The sequence below is a fragment of the Colwellia sp. F1 genome (genome assembly GCF_056238625.1).
In genome coordinates this window covers 140,632-159,283 of record NZ_JBWDLI010000008.1, presented here as the reverse complement: position 1 = coordinate 159,283, position 18,652 = coordinate 140,632, and the positions used below count along the sequence as shown (strand labels likewise).

Annotated in this window: 18 protein-coding genes; 5 read left to right on the top strand and 13 right to left on the bottom strand. The window is 40.1% G+C overall.

Annotated features, from left to right (window positions below; all coding sequences use genetic code 11):
* Window positions 1-16: 16 nt before the first annotated feature.
* From thiI to pomA, 3 genes are all read right to left on the bottom strand, one after another.
* A complete protein-coding gene (gene thiI, locus AC0UA9_RS09660) occupies window positions 17-1,471 on the bottom strand; it encodes a tRNA uracil 4-sulfurtransferase ThiI (protein WP_475659560.1) in 1,455 nt (484 codons plus the stop codon).
* A gap of 165 nt (window positions 1,472-1,636) precedes the next feature.
* Complete coding sequence (locus AC0UA9_RS09655) at window positions 1,637-2,578, bottom strand: flagellar motor protein MotB (protein ID WP_475659559.1); 942 nt, start codon at window positions 2,576-2,578, stop codon at window positions 1,637-1,639.
* Between the two features lie 23 nt (window positions 2,579-2,601).
* Window positions 2,602-3,366, bottom strand: coding sequence for a flagellar motor protein PomA (gene pomA / locus AC0UA9_RS09650; RefSeq protein WP_475659558.1), 765 nt, complete (start codon window positions 3,364-3,366; stop codon window positions 2,602-2,604).
* A 260-nt stretch (window positions 3,367-3,626) separates the two neighbouring features.
* Between pomA and AC0UA9_RS09645 the strand changes: the two genes are divergently transcribed.
* Genes AC0UA9_RS09645 through dxs form a run of 3 tightly spaced genes read left to right on the top strand, consistent with a single transcriptional unit; the run spans window position 3,627 to window position 6,682 of the window.
* On the top strand, window positions 3,627-3,893 hold the full coding sequence (locus AC0UA9_RS09645; RefSeq protein WP_475659556.1) for an exodeoxyribonuclease VII small subunit: 267 nt from the start codon (window positions 3,627-3,629) through the stop codon (window positions 3,891-3,893).
* Window positions 3,890-4,780, top strand: a complete 891-nt coding sequence (gene ispA / locus AC0UA9_RS09640; RefSeq protein ID WP_475659554.1) for a (2E,6E)-farnesyl diphosphate synthase — start codon at window positions 3,890-3,892, stop codon at window positions 4,778-4,780. The genes AC0UA9_RS09645 and ispA overlap by 4 nt, the downstream gene beginning before the upstream one ends.
* 33 nt (window positions 4,781-4,813) lie before the next feature.
* Window positions 4,814-6,682, top strand: coding sequence for a 1-deoxy-D-xylulose-5-phosphate synthase (gene dxs / locus AC0UA9_RS09635; RefSeq protein ID WP_475659553.1), 1,869 nt, complete (start codon window positions 4,814-4,816; stop codon window positions 6,680-6,682).
* Between the two features lie 148 nt (window positions 6,683-6,830).
* Here dxs and nqrM read toward each other — a convergent pair whose 3' ends face one another.
* The 10 genes from nqrM to AC0UA9_RS09585 form a co-directional block, all read right to left on the bottom strand.
* The gene (gene nqrM / locus AC0UA9_RS09630; protein ID WP_475659552.1) at window positions 6,831-7,061 is read right to left on the bottom strand and encodes a (Na+)-NQR maturation NqrM; all 231 of its coding nucleotides are present in this window, start codon (window positions 7,059-7,061) and stop codon (window positions 6,831-6,833) included.
* Between the two features lie 102 nt (window positions 7,062-7,163).
* Window positions 7,164-8,195 carry an FAD:protein FMN transferase gene (locus AC0UA9_RS09625; protein ID WP_475659551.1) on the bottom strand — a complete coding sequence of 344 codons (1,032 nt, stop codon included), beginning with the start codon at window positions 8,193-8,195 and terminating at the stop codon, window positions 7,164-7,166.
* A gap of 333 nt (window positions 8,196-8,528) precedes the next feature.
* Complete coding sequence (nqrF, locus tag AC0UA9_RS09620) at window positions 8,529-9,752, bottom strand: NADH:ubiquinone reductase (Na(+)-transporting) subunit F (RefSeq protein WP_475659549.1); 1,224 nt, start codon at window positions 9,750-9,752, stop codon at window positions 8,529-8,531.
* 63 nt (window positions 9,753-9,815) lie between these two features.
* Window positions 9,816-10,439 (bottom strand): NADH:ubiquinone reductase (Na(+)-transporting) subunit E, encoded by a 624-nt coding sequence (gene nqrE, locus AC0UA9_RS09615; RefSeq protein WP_475659546.1) that lies wholly within the window; start codon window positions 10,437-10,439, stop codon window positions 9,816-9,818.
* Window positions 10,440-10,443: 4 nt separating this feature from the next.
* Entirely contained in the window at window positions 10,444-11,067 is a 624-nt protein-coding gene (locus tag AC0UA9_RS09610; protein ID WP_475659544.1) for an NADH:ubiquinone reductase (Na(+)-transporting) subunit D, read from the bottom strand.
* The gene (locus AC0UA9_RS09605; protein WP_475659543.1) at window positions 11,067-11,837 is read right to left on the bottom strand and encodes a Na(+)-translocating NADH-quinone reductase subunit C; all 771 of its coding nucleotides are present in this window, start codon (window positions 11,835-11,837) and stop codon (window positions 11,067-11,069) included. The genes AC0UA9_RS09610 and AC0UA9_RS09605 overlap by 1 nt, the downstream gene beginning before the upstream one ends.
* Window positions 11,830-13,032: an NADH:ubiquinone reductase (Na(+)-transporting) subunit B gene (locus tag AC0UA9_RS09600; protein ID WP_475659542.1), complete on the bottom strand. Its 1,203-nt coding sequence runs from the start codon at window positions 13,030-13,032 to the stop codon at window positions 11,830-11,832. The genes AC0UA9_RS09605 and AC0UA9_RS09600 overlap by 8 nt, the downstream gene beginning before the upstream one ends.
* 2 nt (window positions 13,033-13,034) lie before the next feature.
* Window positions 13,035-14,372, bottom strand: a complete 1,338-nt coding sequence (locus AC0UA9_RS09595) for a Na(+)-translocating NADH-quinone reductase subunit A (protein WP_475659540.1) — start codon at window positions 14,370-14,372, stop codon at window positions 13,035-13,037.
* A gap of 428 nt (window positions 14,373-14,800) precedes the next feature.
* A complete protein-coding gene (gene fabV, locus AC0UA9_RS09590; RefSeq protein WP_475659539.1) occupies window positions 14,801-15,991 on the bottom strand; it encodes an enoyl-ACP reductase FabV in 1,191 nt (396 codons plus the stop codon).
* Between the two features lie 172 nt (window positions 15,992-16,163).
* On the bottom strand, window positions 16,164-16,478 hold the full coding sequence (locus AC0UA9_RS09585; protein ID WP_475659537.1) for a BolA/IbaG family iron-sulfur metabolism protein: 315 nt from the start codon (window positions 16,476-16,478) through the stop codon (window positions 16,164-16,166).
* 311 nt (window positions 16,479-16,789) lie between these two features.
* Here AC0UA9_RS09585 and AC0UA9_RS09580 point away from each other — a divergent pair, with 311 nt between their 5' ends.
* Together AC0UA9_RS09580 and AC0UA9_RS09575 are read left to right on the top strand one after the other, a co-directional pair.
* Window positions 16,790-17,983 (top strand): methyltransferase, encoded by a 1,194-nt coding sequence (locus tag AC0UA9_RS09580; RefSeq protein WP_475659536.1) that lies wholly within the window; start codon window positions 16,790-16,792, stop codon window positions 17,981-17,983.
* Window positions 17,984-18,042: 59 nt separating this feature from the next.
* A complete protein-coding gene (locus AC0UA9_RS09575; protein WP_475659535.1) occupies window positions 18,043-18,642 on the top strand; it encodes a YajG family lipoprotein in 600 nt (199 codons plus the stop codon).
* Window positions 18,643-18,652 lie beyond the last annotated feature (10 nt).

Genomic DNA, 18,652 nt, shown 5'->3' with positions numbered 1-18,652 from the left:
TTCCTAGCACCTGTCTCTAAGGACGATAAACCTTAACATTCTTGTACCCATTATCAAGGAGGTATAAAGCTTGTAGTTTACTCATAACCCCATGATCACAGTAAAGTAAATAATCCTTATTCATATCTAAATCGCCAAATTGTGTCGCCAGCTTATAAAACGGGATATGTTTAACTTCTACGTCGTCTAGGTCTAAGGGCTTTTCTTCTTCTTCTTCCGGGCTGCGAATATCTACCACAATGGCATTAGCTGCTATGTTTTCAACTAGGTCAACGGCATGAATTTCTTTTTCAGTTTCAGAGCCAATATCACGAATATCAAACACCCGTGTTTCACTAACCACTTTGTCAAGAATTGTAAAATCAAAGTTCGCTTCCTCTTCTTCGATTTTTGATAATACTGCTTTTACTGTCGGTTTTTGTGAAATCACACCACAGTATTCAGGAATAGTTTTAGCAAAGTCTTCCGTGCCAATTTTTCTAGCAATATCAATAATATCTTGTTTATCATAAGCAGCTAACGGGCGCAGAATAAGCGTCTCTGTTACACGATTAATCACGTTTAAATTGGTTAACGTTTGGCTAGAAACTTGCCCTAAACTTTCACCGGTAACCAGTGCTTGAATGTTACCTTTTTCAGCAATTTTACTGGCGGCACGCATCATCATACGCTTGAGTATGACCCCCATTTGCCCGTTTTCAACTTTCTCTAAAATTTCAGCAACCACGGGTTCAAAATCAACCGCGAAAAACTTAATTTTATGTGATGCACCAAACTTATTCCATAAATAATAACTGACCTGTTTTACGCCCACTTCATGGGCTGAGCCACCAAGATTAAAGAAACAATAATGCGTACGCGCACCCTTCTTAATCATTTGGTAACTCGCCACGCCTGAGTCAAAGCCACCTGACATTAATGATAAGACATCTTCTTGCGTAGCAATCGGGAAACCACCTAGCCCTTGGTGGCGCTGAGTCACAATAAACAAATCTTTATTTTTTATCTCTAAGTGAATCGTCACCTCAGGTTTGGTTAGTTTTACTTTGGCACTCTCTACTGCCTGGTTTAGGCCCCCTCCCACGTACTGCTCTACTTTAATGGATTTAAAGTCATGATTCCCAGTGCGTTTAACACGAACACAAAAGGTTTTATTTTCAATCGTTTTAGCATGAACCGCTAATGTTTTTTGGTAAATGTCATGAAGATCAACAAAGTCTGTTTGTAGCACTTCTAAAAATACAGGCACCCCAGGAATACATTTTAGCGCCTCAACTAAACGCTCACGGTTTTCAGGCGTATTATTTTTAGTATTAACTTCAACGTTATCCCAATTCATCCGCGTGGTAACTTGCTCATCAACACGGCGTAGCACCCGGTTAATATTGGTTTCTAATATTTTCGTAAAACGTTTACGAACCGGACGAGATTTGATGGTGATTTCAGCTTGCAGCTTTACGATAAATTTCATCGACGTTGGCCTAATAAATAATAACTATAAGAATAATGGCGCGCATTATATACCCAAACCACCTTAATATGCGAGTTTCGCTGTGCATTGAATACGCAAAAAAAACTGGCTGCTGCTATTTAAAATAGCAGCAGCCAGTTTCAGTTGTTGTTGACCCAGCTAAATTTATTCAATCACTTGAATGGGCGCGCTTTCTTTGGCTTTACCTTGATTAATAGCAATTTCAACTCGGCGATTTCTGCGACGATTTAACGGATTAGTATTAGGCACTAGCGGGCGCGTATCAGCATGGCCTGCAACCACTAACCTGTTTTTATTAAAACCAGGTATTTTAATAAATTCATGGGCGATAGCCACAGCACGTTTACTTGATAAATCCCAATTAGAGTCAAACAACTCTGAGCTAATGCCTTGGTTGTCTGTATTGCCTGAAATCATAATTTCACCCGGCATGGTGTTAAGTAACTCACCAATTTTTCTAATCGTGGGTTTAAATTGTGGCTGCAAAAAAGCAGAGCCAGAGGGGAATGAACCATTTTCTCGAATACGAATAATAACCTGCTGCCCTAACGATTCTAACTCAATAGCACCATCTTCAATTTGCTGCTCAAGTTGCTCGGCAATTTTCTTTACTAAATCATTAACTTGCTCTTGCGCCGCTTTTTCCATTTGCGCTTGTGCTTTTTGTAAAGCTTGTGCTGACAATGTGTCGTCTGTACTTTGTGAATGGCCACCGCGCTCACTACCACGTTGCTCTTGACGCCCACCAGCAGAACTTTCATCACCCGCTTGAAACTCTAGCATTTGCTGGGTCATTTCCATGGTTTGCTGTTGAATAAGCTCAATGGGGGTTGGTTCAGGTTTACCCGGACGAAATTCTTGCGCAATAATGCTAGTGCCTTTGGGGATATCTTTGACTTCAATTTTATTTTGTACACCAAAAGCAAACTTCATTGAACCGGCTATTTGTTTAAACTTCAGTATATCCATTTCAGAAAAGGACAATAACAAAACAAAAAAGCACATCAACAACGCCATAAGATCAGCAAAAGTGCCCATCCATTGAGGTAACCCAGGTGGTGGACATTTACATTTTTGCTCAGACATATATCCTCCCAATCAAGCTAGTGTTAGTCTTCATCTGTCGTCGTTTGGCGTTTACCTTCAGCAAGGTAGCTTTTTAGCAAACCTTCTATTACACGTGGGTTTTGCCCATCTTGAATGCCCAGCACAGCATCAAGTACTAACTCTTGGTTGAGTTTCTCTTCTTCCATGCGCAGCCTTAATTTACTGGCCAATGGAATGGCAATAACATTGGCTAAAAAGGCACCATAAAGCGTAGTGAGTAAAGCAACTGCCATTGCAGGCCCAATAGATTTAGGGTCATCCATATTTGATAACATAGCAACCAAACCGATCAAAGTACCTATCATGCCCATAGCAGGTGCAACATCACCTAAAGCTGTTAGCATACCTGCGCCTTTTTCATGGCGATCTGTTGTTAAGTTAATATCTTTTTGCAAGGTAGCACGCACCACATCAGCATCATGCCCGTCTACCAGCATATCCACCCCTTTTTGCATAAAAGCGTTACTGATTTCTGCTTCTTCTAACGCTAAAAAGCCACCTTTACGTGCAGCATCCGCCATATCTACAGCTTTATCAATTAATTCTTCTGGTTTTTCTAGTTTAAAAACAAAGGCTTTAACTATAATTTTTCCAATCCCAAAAAATTGCCCTAAGTTATAATTCGACAAAACAACAAAAAGTGAACCACCAAAAACAATGAGTATTGATTGCGTATCAGCAAACATCATGATGTCGCCAGACAGTACCATTGCCATAACGAGAAAGCCAATAGCGCCGAGAATGCCTACTAAGGTTGCTAAATCCACACAAATCTCCTAAAACTACAAAACCATCAAACTAATAAAATAATAGTACATTATGATAAAAGTATTCGCTATCACTTATCTATTTATATCTTTATTTCCCTTATGTTATCGTCCCAATTGTCAATTACTTAAGCGCTTTTTTAAAGCGCTTAACTAAAATCATAGTAGCCGACATTAATCAGTGCTACATTGACCATCGACCTTAGCTAAGGTAAGTTTGCGCCTAGAATTTAGCAAGGCGAGTATAAAGAGAATTTAAGATGGCAAAAAAGAAATTAGAAAACCTCACATTTGAAGAGTCACTCAACGAATTAGACATAATTGTACAAAGCCTTGAACAAGGAGATTTAGACCTAGAAGAGTCTATGGCATTGTTTGAGCGCGGCTTAACCTTAAGTAAATTAAGCCAAAACAAACTACAAACAGCAGAGCAAAAAGTCAAAATATTGCTCGAGCAAAACAATACGCAACAACTAGAAGACTTCGACCCCACTGAAAATCAACTACCAACAGGTGACTTTTCATGACCGACTTAGCTAATCACGATATTTATCAACAGCGTATTAATGATTTTTTAGCACAAAAACTTAATAACTTACCCATCAACGATGACAGACTTCATCAAGCCATGCAATACGGGTTATTAATCGGTGGTAAGCGAATGCGCCCCTATTTAGCCTATATTACAGGTGAAACATTAGGTGTTGACTTAAATGATGTTGACGCAATAGCAGGTGCGCTTGAATGTATACATGCCTACTCATTACTCCATGACGATTTACCCGCTATGGATAATGATGATTTAAGACGCGGTAAACCCACTTGCCATAAAGCCTTTGATGAAGCCACGGCAATACTTGCGGGTGATAGCTTACAAACACTTGCTTTTGATATTCTTGCTAATCACCCATTTTCAGCCAAAGTAAAACCACAACAAATTACATTAATTCAGCAACTCACTCGTGCTGCTGGTTACCAAGGTATGTGTGGTGGGCAAGCGCTTGATTTAGCCGCAGCAAATCACGCAATATCACTCGCGCAACTCGAGCAGCTCCACTCGCTAAAAACTGGGGCTTTAATTGAAGTATCTTTGTTAATGGTTGCTCAATGTAGCCAAGACACGACACCCCAAGATATAGCAGCCCTACAAACTTACGCGCAACTCATTGGTTTGGCTTACCAAGTACAGGATGATATTATTGACATTACCTCAACCCAAGATCAACTAGGCAAACCTTGTGGCTCTGACCTTGCTGCTAATAAAAGTACCTACCCTGCACTGCTAGGTTTACAAGGGGCGCAAGAAAAAGCTGAAAACTTATTTCAACAAGCCCTTCAAGCTTTAGCCCGTTTGCCTTACAATACGCAATCCTTAGCTGAGTTTGCTACCTTCATTATTAAACGTAGCTATTAACCAGTTAAAAATATAAACAACTATAGAACAACTATGATAACAAACCTTGCTGATTACCCATTACTTGCTCAAATAAATTCGCCGGATGATTTGCGCGTTTTTCCTCAAGAACAATTACCTAGAATAAGTAATGAGTTACGTAAATTTCTGTTAAATTCAGTCAGTAAGAGCAGTGGCCACTTTGCTTCTGGGTTAGGCACTATCGAACTCACTGTGGCTTTGCACTACGTCTATAATACGCCGTTTGACCACCTAGTTTGGGATGTAGGACATCAAGCGTACCCCCATAAAATTTTAACCGGGCGACGAGATCAACTGCATACCATTAGGCAAAAAAATGGCCTTCACCCCTTTCCCTGGCGTGAAGAAAGTGAATACGATATCTTGAGTGTTGGTCATTCAAGTACCTCAATATCTGCGGCGTTAGGTTTGTCGGTTGCCGCTGAAAAAGAAGGTAAAAATAGAAAAACAGTCGCGGTCATTGGTGATGGTGCCATGACCGCAGGCATGGCATTTGAAGCACTCAATCATGCCGGTGACATCAAAAAAGACATGCTAATTATATTAAACGATAATGAAATGTCTATTTCAGAAAATGTTGGGGCATTAAATAACCATTTCGCCAAAATGCTCTCCAGTAGTATTTATACAGGGATTAGAGAAGGGGGTAAGCGCTTACTCAATAATATTCCCCCTATTAAAGAATTAGCAAGCCGAGCGGAAGAACACCTCAAAGGCATGGTTGTTCCTAGTACTTTTTTTGAAGAACTTGGCTTTAACTACATTGGCCCCATTGATGGCCATGACGTAAATGGCTTAGTTGAAACCATAAAAAACATGCGCAGCCTAAAAGGCCCGCAATTGCTGCATATTGCCACCAAAAAAGGTAAAGGGTATCAAGCAGCAGAGCAAGACCCGATTAAATACCATGCAGTACCTAAGTTTAACCCTAGTGAAGAGAAACTGCCGCAAGCTAAACCGACTTTACCTACTTACTCACAAATTTTTGGTGATTGGCTCTGTAAAACAGCAACAGTAGACAAAAAATTGGTAGCGATTACTCCTGCCATGCGTGAAGGCTCTGGCATGGTTGAATTTAGCCAACGCTTTCCAGATCAGTACTACGATGTTGCCATCGCCGAGCAGCACGCCGTAACTTATGCTGCGGGCTTAGCCATAGGTGGCCAACACCCCGTTGTGGCCATATATTCTAGCTTTTTACAGCGCGGTTATGATCAACTCATTCATGATATAGCCATACAAAATCTACCTGTTATGTTTGCCGTAGACAGAGCCGGCGTTGTTGGCGCTGATGGGGCAACACACCAAGGTCTATTTGATTTAAGTTATTTACGCTGTATTCCTAACTTAATTATTATGGCTCCAGCAAATGAACGTGAATGCCAACTTATGTTAAATACTGGGCATAAAGCAAACGCTCCCACTGTAGTGCGTTACCCGCGTGGTAGTGGCACAGGAGAACCTCTGCCAAGTATAGACGAAGTAATTAACCTAGGTGAAGCGAGAATCATTACTAAAGCACCAGCAAACGATATAGCTATTTTAAGCTTTGGCACCATGTTAACTGAAGCAAACAAAGCCGCTATTGCCCTAGGCGCGACACTTATCGACATGCGCTTTGTTAAGCCACTTGACACTAACATGATTGACCAATTAGCAAAAGATCACAGCACACTGGTTACCGTAGAAGATAATGCAATTGCTGGTGGCGCTGGCTCAGCAGTTAATGAGTATGTTTTATCTCAAGGCATCATGATAAAACTATTAAATATAGGGGTTGCTGATCACTTTGTTAAGCACGGTAGCCAAGAAGAAATACATCACGAATTGGGGTTAGATAGCCAAGGGATCATTAAAAAAATACATACCTTTCTTAACTAATATTAGGCCGGTTAATCAACCTTGCCCTAGCAGCTTTTGCTTTAATTGTTAATGTTTTAACCCTTAATGCATGCTTTAGGCAATAAAAAAAGGAGAGTAGCAAAACTCTCCTTTTTTATTTTTACATGCAAAGTGCAAATACTAAATACTAAATATTTTCAACATCGATTCTATTGTGTAAATTCTCTTCAAGTGCTGCTTTGCGATCACGCTCTTGACGCTTCTCGCATGGATTATCACAGTTACATGCTTTCTCAATGCCAACACTGGCTAAGCCACCACAGCTACCGGCTAATGTTTTATGTTGAACAAGGTAACCCACAGCCATCGCCAAACCAACGGCAAGAAAAAAGCCAAAAGTAATAAAAAAAATCATCATAATAATTGCACGCCTATAATTAATTTGGAAAATGTTGGGCGAAAAAACTGTCGGACTAAAGCCCGACCTACTACCTTACTTGGGCTAAAACCCAACCAACGACTACTTTAAATATTGTTTGAATTTTACCGTAAATTGCTCTTCAAAGCCATGTTCAGATTTAAAAATAAACAAAGCCGCAATATCGTGCTTTTTAGCAAAGGCCATTCCCTGCTCTGCCCCCATAACCATCATTGCTGTCGATAAGCCATCAGCAGTCATTGATGCAGGCGCAATAACGGTCACTGACACGAGATTATGCTCAATTGGTTTGCCAGTATGCGGGTCTATAATATGAGAAAAACGCTGGCCGTCAGCTTCAAAGTAATTTCGGTAACCGCCCGAAGTCGCCAAAGCATTATCTTTAGGAATAATCACCTGCTGTACCGCCCTATGATTACCCAAGGTATCATAAATGGGCTTTTCGATGGCTATCGCCCATAACTCTCCGGTGTGTTTAAAACCTTTTAAGCGAATTTCTCCGCCAATCTCAACTAAATAATTAAAAAAACCATTGGCTTCAAGTAACTCAGCCACGATATCAACGCCATAGCCTTTAGCCGTAGTCGATAAGTCCACATAGAGGTTGGCAATATCTTTTGACAACAAATTACCGTTTAAATGCAAGTTGGTAAAGCCAACCCGTGCGCGCTCTTTTGCTAACGCTGCCTCACTCGGCGCTTGTTCAGGGCGTAATTCAGGGCCAAAGCCCCAAAGGTTAACCAAAGGGCCTACCGTAATATCTAACTTACCGTCACTTAACTCAGCCAAGCGAAGCGACTCAGCCAATACCCGCCTAAAACCTTCCGACACTTCAACCGGCTCAAGCGAGCTTGAATTGTTAAAACGTGATATTTCAGAATCAGGCATGTAGGTCGACATTGCTTGATTCACTTGCACTAATGCCGCGTCAATCTTCTCTTGTAAATTTAACCTTTCAACTTCATCAACAGTGGCAACCACTTTAATATTATACGTTGTCCCCATCGTTCGGCCTTGCAATAAAACTTCTTTTTTGCCTGAGTCATTATTCGGAAAGCAAGCGGTTAAACTGATAATCAGTAATGTAATAAGTAGGCATTTAACTTTATTCATAGGAATGTTCCAACATTTATTATTTAACGAATAAAACTCACGATAATTTTATTCGTTAAATAATAAAGACGACCGAAGTCGTCTTTAATCAATACTTAGCCGTGCTTATACTTTAAAGTTAAGCGCTCAATAGTAGCGCTAATTCAACTTCAACACGGATGCACAAAGTTGACGCTAGTCAATAAGTACATCCAACGCAAAAGTAGTGCCAATAGGCAAGCTTATAAGCGCATAATAGTGGCGCTAATTCAAGGCGGATGCACGGCGTTGACGCTAGTCAATAAGTACATCCAACGCGGAAGTAGTGCCAATAGGCAAGCTTAAAGTAACCTATTAGCCGCCAAAGTCGTCAAGCATGATGTTTTCATCTTCTACGCCTAGGTCTTTAAGCATGTGAATCACCGCAGCATTCATCATTGGTGGACCACACATATAGTATTCACAATCTTCCGGTGCTTCATGGTCTTTTAAATAACTTTCGTACAGTACGTTATGAATAAAACCAGTTTTGCCTTCCCAGTTATCCTCAGGTTGTGGATCACTTAGGGCAACATGCCATTCGAAGTTATCGTTAGCCGCTGCTAAACCGTTGTAATCATCTTCGTAGAACATTTCACGCAGTGAACGTGCGCCATACCAGAAGCTCATTTTACGCTTAGATTTTAAACGTTTGAGTTGGTCAAATATATGCGAACGCATTGGCGCCATACCCGCACCACCACCGATAAATACCATTTCATTGTCTGTTTCTTTAGCGAAAAACTCACCAAACGGACCTGAAATAGTCACTTTATCACCTGGCTTAAGGCTGAAAATATAAGAAGACATTTTACCTGCAGGTAAATGTAGCTTTCCTGGAGGTGGCGTAGCAATACGCACGTTAAGCATGATAATGCCTTCCTCTTCAGGGTAGTTAGCCATAGAGTAAGCACGTAATGTGTCTGTGTCTACTTTTGACTCTACATCGAAGAAACCAAAGTGATTCCAGTCACCTTTATATTTTTCATCAATATCAAAATCTTTATATTTAACATGATGCGCTGGCGCTTCAATTTGAATATAACCACCCGCTTTAAACGGTACTGACTCACCATTTGGAATTTTAAGCTTTAATTCTTTAATGAAAGTTGCTTTATTATCATTTGAGATAACTTCACATTCCCATTGCTGAACACCGAAGATTTCATCTTCAACTTCAATTTCCATGTCTTGCTTAACCGCAACTTGACAAGCCAAACGACAGCCTGCTCTTGCTTCGCGCTTAGTGATATGGCCTTCTTCTGTTGGTAGAATATCGCCACCACCTGAATGCACATCAACACGACACTGGCCACAAGTACCACCACCACCACAGGCTGATGGAATAAAAATGCCTTGGTCTGCTAATGCGCCTAATAATTTGCCACCCGCAGCAGTAACTACTGCTTTTTCTGGGTCGCCGTTTATGCTAATCGTTACGTCACCACTTGATACTAACTTAGACTTAGCAAATAAAATCACTAACACTAAGGCAAGTACTATCGCTGTGAACATCGATACGCCGAGAATAATTTCCATCGACTTTTCCTTAAACTTTTCTAAGGGTGCAACACAAAGTAAATTGCCTTACACCGACCAAATTTATAACGAAATACCACCGAAAGACAAGAAGCCAAAAGCCATTAGTCCAGCAGTAATAAATGTGATACCTAAACCTTTTAAGCCGTCTGGTACATCAGAATATTTCATCTTCTCGCGAATACCAGCAAGCAAAACAATCGCTAATGCCCAGCCAACACCAGAGCCTATACCATAAACAACAGACTCACCAAGCGTTAAGTTTTTAGATACCATAAATGATACGGCACCAAAAATCGCACAGTTAACGGTTATTAGGGGTAAGAAAATCCCTAGTGCTTGGTAAAGCGCAGGAAAGTACTTATCAAGCACCATTTCAAGGATCTGAACTAATGCTGCTATTACACCAATAAAGGTAATAAAAGATAAAAAGCTTAAATCAACAGATTCACTTGGGTCAGTGATGCCTAGCACACCATCAAGCGCACCCGGTGCTAATACGGCTTGGTAGATAATTTGGTTCATTGGTACAGCCAAACCAAGTACTACAATAACCGCAACACCTAAACCTATGGCAGTATCTACTTTTTTCGATACAGCAAGGAAAGTACACATACCTAAGAAAAACATTAATGCGATGTTTTCAATAAAAATAGATTTAACTAATAATGCAATATAATGTTCCATGGTATTAATCCTTCTCTACTTGTTCTGGTTTCCATTGGCGAATAGCCCAAATGATTAAACCAATAACAAAGAATGAACTAAATGGTAATACTAATAAACCATTCGCTTGATACCAACCGTCATTTTGAATTAATGGCAAGATTTCAATACCAAATAAAGTACCAAAACCAAGTAACTCACGGAAAAAGGCAACAATCATTAAAATAAAGCCATAACCTAAACCGTTACCAACACCATCAATGAAGCTAACAACTGGCTTTTCTTTCATGGCGAATGCTTCAGCACGTCCCATAACGATACAGTTAGTAATAATTAAGCCAACAAAAACTGACAGCTCTTTTGATAACTGGTATGAAAAGGCTTTCAGTACTTGGTCAACCACAATTACCAATGATGCAATAATCGCCATCTGTACAATGATACGCACACTTGATGGTATTTGATTACGAATAATTGAAATAAACAAGTTGGAAAATGCAGTTACAAAAATAACGGCTAAGCTCATTACTAACGCGTTCGCCATTGAACTGGTTACCGCTAAAGCAGAGCAAATCCCTAATACTTGTAATGCTATTGGGTTATTGTCAACAATAGGACCCGTTAATACTTTTTTAGCATCTGAAGACATTATTTAACCCCTTCTGCAAGATATTTAGTAATAAAGGTTTTATAACCTTCTTCACCAAACCAGAATTGTAATGTATGAGTAACGCCGTTACTTGTTAAGGTTGCACCTGATAACGCATCCACACCGTGAACATCATTTGGTTTCGCACCACCTTTAACAAGACGAACTTTTACTTCACCTGCATCGTTATATATTTTTTTACCTGGCCATAAAGCTTTCCATTTTGGGTTCAATACTTCTGCACCCAGCCCAGGAGTTTCCTTATGATCAGAATAAATAACGCTTTTCACTGTGTTTAAGTCTGCTGCTAAACCAACGTAACCAAACATTAGGTCCCATAAACCCGACCCAACAATAGGAAGAACAACAGTATCAACACTGCCTGAGTCTGACTTTATTAAGTAAATAACCGCAGTATTAGAACGACGGTTAATACCGGCTATATCGTTTTCAGGCTTAATAGATAACGCTTTATCACGGGCATTACGGCGCTCATCAAACAATAATGGATCACTGTCAATAAATTCACCTGTATCAAGGTCAATCATTCTCGCGTCAACATACTTATTGTAAGTGCCAACAATGTCACCGTCTGCTTTTTCAATTAACAGTGCGGCTTCTAATACTTTAGTTTGTTGATCAAGTAATTTATTCGCTGCTTGTTTATCTTTTAAACCAACCGCAGAAATAGATACTAATGCCGCACAAACTAAACAGACTGCTAGAACAAATAATATCGTTCCTAATGGCGTTTCTTTATTACTAGACATTACGTGCAAGCCTCCGTTTAATATTGCTTTTCACTACAAAGTAGTCAAACAATGGTGCAAACAAGTTAGCAAATAAAATCGCTAACATCATACCTTCTGGGAATGCAGGGTTAACCACACGAACCAGTACTACCATGACACCCACTAAGGCACCAAACCAGTATTTACCCGTATTAGTAAAAGACGCTGAAACTGGGTCTGTTGCCATAAACATCATACCAAAAGCAAAACCACCAACCACTAAGTGCCAATGCCAAGGCATAGCAAACATAGTATTCGTCTCACTGCCAATAAAGTTGAATAGTAATGACGTTAGCACCATACCGCCAAACACACCTAACACGATGCGCCATGAAGCAATACCTTTATATAAAATATAAGCACCGCCTAGTAACACAGCAAAGGTTGATACTTCACCAACAGAGCCTGGAATAAAGCCCCAGAAAGCGTTCCACCAATCAGCATTAATTGAGTAATCAACAAGGCCTTGGTTAGCGGCACTTAACATAGTAGCACCAGAGAAGCTGTCAGCGGCAACCCAAACGGCATCACCTGAAATTTCTGCTGGGTAAGCGAAGAATAAAAACGCACGACCCGCCAAGGCAGGGTTTAAGAAGTTTTTACCTGTACCACCAAAAATTTCTTTAGCAATAACAATACCAAAGGTAATACCTATAGCAACTTGCCATAAAGGAATACTGGCAGGCAAAATTAAAGCGAATAAGATAGAAGAAACGAAGAAACCTTCATTCACTTCATGTTTACGCACTGCTGCAAAAAGTACTTCCCAAAAGCCACCTACAATAAAGGTAACAGCATAAATAGGTAAGAAGAACATGGCACCATAGAAGGTCATTTCAAACAAGCCAGAGCTTGCTGTTAATGTACCGCCTAAAAAGTTAAATAAATCAACTTGCCAAGATTGTGGTAAAGCATAACCGGCAGCTAAAGCGTCAACCGCTTGGTAACCAATATTATACATACCAAAGAACATGGCTGGGAAAACCGCAAGCCATACTGTGATCATAATACGTTTTAAGTCGATACTGTCACGTATGTGAGTTTTACCCTTGTTGACATAACCAGGGGTAAATAAACCTGTGGCAATCGCTTCATATAACGCAAACCATTTTTCGTGTTTACCGCCTTTTTCAAAATGCGGTTCAATATCTTCAATAAACTTTTTCAAGCCCATGACTAACCTTCCTTCTCAATTGTGGTTAGACAATCACGAAGATATACGCCGTAATCTGTTTTGCCTGGGCAAACAAATGTACAAAGCGCTAAATCTTCTTCGTCCAGCTCTAAGGCACCAAGTTTTTGAGCTGTGTCGGTATCACCGGCAACTAAATCGCGCAATAACATGGTAGGTAAAATATCTAGTGGCATAACACGTTCAAAGTTACCAATTGGCACCATGTCACGCTCACTACCATTACTGGTGGTGGTCATATTAAATAATTTCTTCGGAAAGAAATGAGACATATAAGCACGTGTTACTGAGAATTTATTTGGTCCAGGATACATATAACCTAAAAATTCTTTATCGCGGCCTTCGTTAATTAACGACACTTGCACATGATAACGACCTAAGTAACCATGCACAGCTGTTGCTGTTGCCCCCATCAATAATGAACCTGAGACTACGCGTACTTCACCGTCAGTTGTTTCACCTGCTGTTAAATCGCTGGTGCTTGCACCGAGTACAGTACGAACTAAACGGGGGTTATTAGCAGCTGGGCCAGCTAAAGCAATAACCCGTGTGTTATCAAGCTCACCTGTTGTGAATAGTTTAGCGATGGCAATCACATCTTGATAACCAACATGCCACACAAACTTTTCAGCACTCGCAGGTTTTAAGAAATGAATATGTGTGCCCACTAAACCTGCTGGGTGCTTGCCTGCAAACTCAGTGACAGTTGCCTTCGCATCAACAGGAATATTAGCCCCTGGTGCTTTACTCACAAAAACTTCGCCTTCAGTTAAACGAGACAGAATCGTTAAACCTTGTTGAAAAGCTTCTGCTTGCTCTGCAATAACCACTTCAGGGTTGGCCGCTAATGGATTGGTATCCATAGCACTGACAAAGATTGCTTGAGGAATGCTGTCAATGGCTGGGTTTTTGCTAAATGGGCGAGTTCTAATTGCCGTCCACAAACCAGATTCAACTAAGTTATTCACTACGTTTTCACGAGAGATCGTACTTAACTCGCTGGCTGGGTAACTGGCAAAGGTTTCTTGTTCAGTGCCATCAACCTCGATAACAACTGACTGTAAAACACGTTTTTCACCACGGTTAATTTCTTTAACAACACCGGCAGCTTGAGCTGTGAATTTAACGCCAGGATTCTTTTTATCGCTAAAAATCACCTGACCTTTTTTAACGCGATCACCCACTTTTACAAACATGGTTGGACGCATACCCACAAACTCTTCGCCTAATGTTGCAACGCTTTTGATGGCAGGACCATCATGGATTACCTGCTGCGGCGCACCTTTAACAGGAACATCTAAGCCTTTTTTTATTGTAATCATAAACACTTGCACTACTTTTGATGGGAGTAAAAAACCAACGATTTATTTACCTTTAATAATCGGCATAACCCAAATAACAAAGATAGGTAAACAATTGATTTCAGTGTATTTCAGTAAAGTACTTATTTATTCTTGCGAAAAAATAAGACCCACTGGCTCTAAGTTAAAATTTTCTGGCGCGAATATTACCACAAACTCGCTATTTTGTTCTAGGCTCATTAGCAAATTTTCATTACAAATTAGACTATAGTGGTAGCTTTAATGGTTAAATAAGGCTAATTCGTCTTTTTGCTTCCACATAAAGCAATAAAATGCGCGGTTCATAACAAGATTCCCCTTATTGTGATACAAAAAAACCGATGACAAGCATCGGTTTTTTAATGGTTAAACCATCGGGCTAACTCAGCTAAAATAGCAGTTACAAAACATTAGCTTAAGTTATTAATAACCACTTCAGGGTCAACATCGGCGTCGTAATCAACCGCCTCAATACCAAAACCAAAGAGTTTTAAAAACTCATGATGATAACCCACATAGTCGGTTAGCTCGTCAATAGTCTCTGTTTCCACTGTATGCCAAATATCGGTAATACGTTGTTGGACACTTTGTTCAAGCTCTTTATAATTTTGGCGAAAACGTCCCTGCTCATCAAGGCGTGGAGTATCACTGTATATATTTTCTTTAAATAAGTTAGCTATTTGCTCAATACAGCCTTCATAAGTGCCGTCGGCTTTCATCACTTTAAACATAGACGATATATACAATGGCATAATAGGGATAGCAGAGCTGGCTTGCGTCACTACCGCATTAAGCGAAGTAACACGGGCTTGGCCATTAATGCTTGCTGTTGCCGCATTAATCGCGCTAGCAGCACGATCTAAGTCTTCTTTTGCTTTCCCAATCGTTGCCTTGCCGTAGATTGGCCACGTTAATTCTTTACCAATATAGGTGTAAGCAACGGTTTTCACGCCCTCTGCTAACACGTCAGCTTCTTTCAAAGCATTTAACCATAATTCCCAATCAGCACCGCCCATCACATCAATAGTGCCTTGAATTTCCTCTTCAGTTGCTGCTTCAACGGAAATAGTGTCAATAATGCGCTTAGACGTATTCAAGTTTTTTGTCGTAACACTTTCACCAATTGGCTTTAATGTAGAAGCATAAACTTCACCTGTGTCAGGGTCTGTTCTACGTGGTGATGCTAACGAGTATACGACTAAATCAATTTTCCCCATATCGGCTTTAATTGCTTCAATTGCTTGGGCTTTAATTTCATGAGAAAAGGCGTCACCATTGATATTTTTAGCATAAATGCCTGCCTCGTCTGCTGCCTTTTGAAAAGCAGCGGTATTATACCAACCAGCAGAGCCAGTTTTCTTTGGTGTTGGTGGTTTTTCAAAGAAAATACCTAACGTACTTGCCTTATGACCAAACGCAGCGGTAATGCGCGACGCTAGGCCATAACCAGTAGATGCGCCAATCACTAAAACATTTTTAGGGCCGTTATCACTAAATGTTTGTGTTTTAACATAAGAAATTTGCTCATTAACGTGGGCTTCACAGCCAACCGGGTGAGCATTAGTACAAATAAAACCACGAATTTTTGGTTTGATAACCATAAGAAAACCTTCTAAATTGTTTTTATTGAGAATAAATTTATCGCCATACCACCTTAACGTAGCATGAAAATGTGTCGCTATTGTACCTCGCTAAGCAATTAAAGAGGTACGACCAATTGCGCCTTAAACTAATGAACTAACTTGTTCCGCCTTACCTACCACAGCGCAGTAGTTATTTTCCGCCACCTAAACAGTTTGGCGACACCGGCGTGTTACCCGCATACTCTTCTTGCCACTGCGCTTGGGTATATGTGTGTAACGCCAAGGCATGAATTTTTCCAGACAACTCTTCTGCTAAAACAGAATTAACAGCGCGGTGGCGCTTGATTAAACGCTCGCCTTCAAAACTATTAGAAACAATAGTAACTTTAAAGTGCGACTCACTACCGGGTGGCACATTATGGTTATCACTTTCGTTAATAACTTCTAAATGTACTGGGGAAAAAGCACGAAGGAGTTTCTCTTCAATGACAGCAGCTATAGACATGATTATCCTCAATAAAGCAGTGTAAATATTGTATTTATGTTAACCTACGGTGATCACAACATAACCGATAGTTCACGCGATTGATGCCTACACGCTAGTGCGATATCACCTAAATAATTTATTTAAGCTTCCAATGAAAGCTTACGCTAAGCAAGCATTATTTCTTTAGGTAAAATGAACAACAAGCATAAGTACATAAGTAGCACAGTATTTATGGGGACGAACCGGCCGTTAAACAAGTATATTTTGAAGTCGCTTAAGGATATGTCACAATAACTCATCTTAAATAATCTCCTTATATTACTTTTATAATGCTTAGCCCCTTTTACATTGATGATCAACAATTATCACTTGTGCGTTTCCCTATAGCGCAAGTTAACCGAAGTTTACAAGCGTGGGATGCTGCAGATGAATACTTAATTAACCATGTTCGGGCTGAACAGTTAATACCAGCACAAGCCCGCGTCGTATTATTTAACGATGCTTTTGGCGCGTTAGCCACGCACTTTGCCTGTACAAAACAGTCAAGTTCGCCCGCGTTAACTACAACCTACTGTGTTAACGACTCTTATATTAGCCAACAAGGCATCTTACATAATATTAAACAAAATCAACTTAATGGCGAAAATATCACCCTATTAAATTGTCTAGACGCGCTGCCGAAAAACATTGATGTTATTCTCTTTAAAATACCAAAAAGTAAAGCCTTATTAATTGCCCAATTAATTAAAGTTAAGCAAACGGTTGAACAAAATGCCCCTGGACAAAAAACCGTGTTTATCGCGGCCGACCGAGCAAAAGAGATTCATCGTTCAACACTCAAAGTGTTCGAAAAATACTTGGGCACCACAACCACCTCTTTGGCAGTAAAAAAAGCACGCTTAGTTTTTTGCCAATGTGATCAAACACAACTGCATCAATCGCCTTTTCCAACCGTATGGCCATTAACCAATAAAGCCTTGGGCCGTGACTTAACCATAAGTAACCATGCCAATGTGTATTCACGCGAAAAGCTTGATATAGGGGCGCGATATTTTATTGAAAACTTGCCCACTGTAAAAGAAAATAGCCAAGTGATTGATTTAGGTTGTGGTAATGGTGTTATCGGGTTAAGTATTCTCGCCCAACAACCCAGTGCACACATTCAATTTTTTGATGAGTCACATATGGCCATAACCTCAGCTGAAACCAATATAAAAACAAACTTTCCTGCGTTAGTAACACAGTGTCAATTCACCTTAAACGATTGCTTAACTGGGGTTGACAGCAATAGTGTTGATCTCATTTTGTGTAACCCGCCTTTTCACCAGCAAACAGCCACCACAGACCATATTGCCTGGCAAATGTTTAAAGACAGCCACCGCGTATTAAAAAAAGGCGGTGAGTTACGTATTATTGGCAACAGACAACTGGCCTACCACATTAAGTTAAAACGTATATTTGGCAATGAAAAGCTTATTGCCAGTAATGACAAGTTTGTTACACAATCAGCGATAAAACGCTAAAATTACTTGCCCCCCCAAACACAGCGAAAAAAATAACGATAACCCACTGGTATTTACTTATGAAATTTAACATTTTTATCAATAAAGCCTTCACCCTAATACTAACACTGGGCTTAACCCTAGGGCTATACGGTTGTACTAGCTTTCCAAGCCACATTATTGTTGCGCCTGAAATTATTGCCGGCACAGCAACCCCAAGCAGTATAGGCAAAACTAACAAGCAAGCCCAACTGAGTGTCACTGACATGCGCATTGCTAACCACATAGTGCAAATATTACGTAAAGACAAAGCAGCCACCTTAGTTTCAGCACAGCAAAGGCTTGAAAACACCCTAAACGCCACTTTACGGAAACATTGGCAACAACACGGTTTAAGCATTAATGACAATGCCAAAAACCAAATATTAGTGTCAATAGAAAAAGCCATCATCAGTGTTGACCAAAGCACCTTTGAATATACGGTACAAACTGAAATTGTATTAAAGGTCGTGGTCAAGCAAGGGGGAGATACACTCACCATGACATTTAAAAACCGGGGTAATAGCGAAGGCCCGCTTAAGGCCGATGTTGCCATATTAGAGCGTAACTTTAATCACCGTTTAAGTAAGTTATTACAACAAATTTTAACCAATAGCAAAATCCATGATTTTTTAACCTAACCAGCCCATT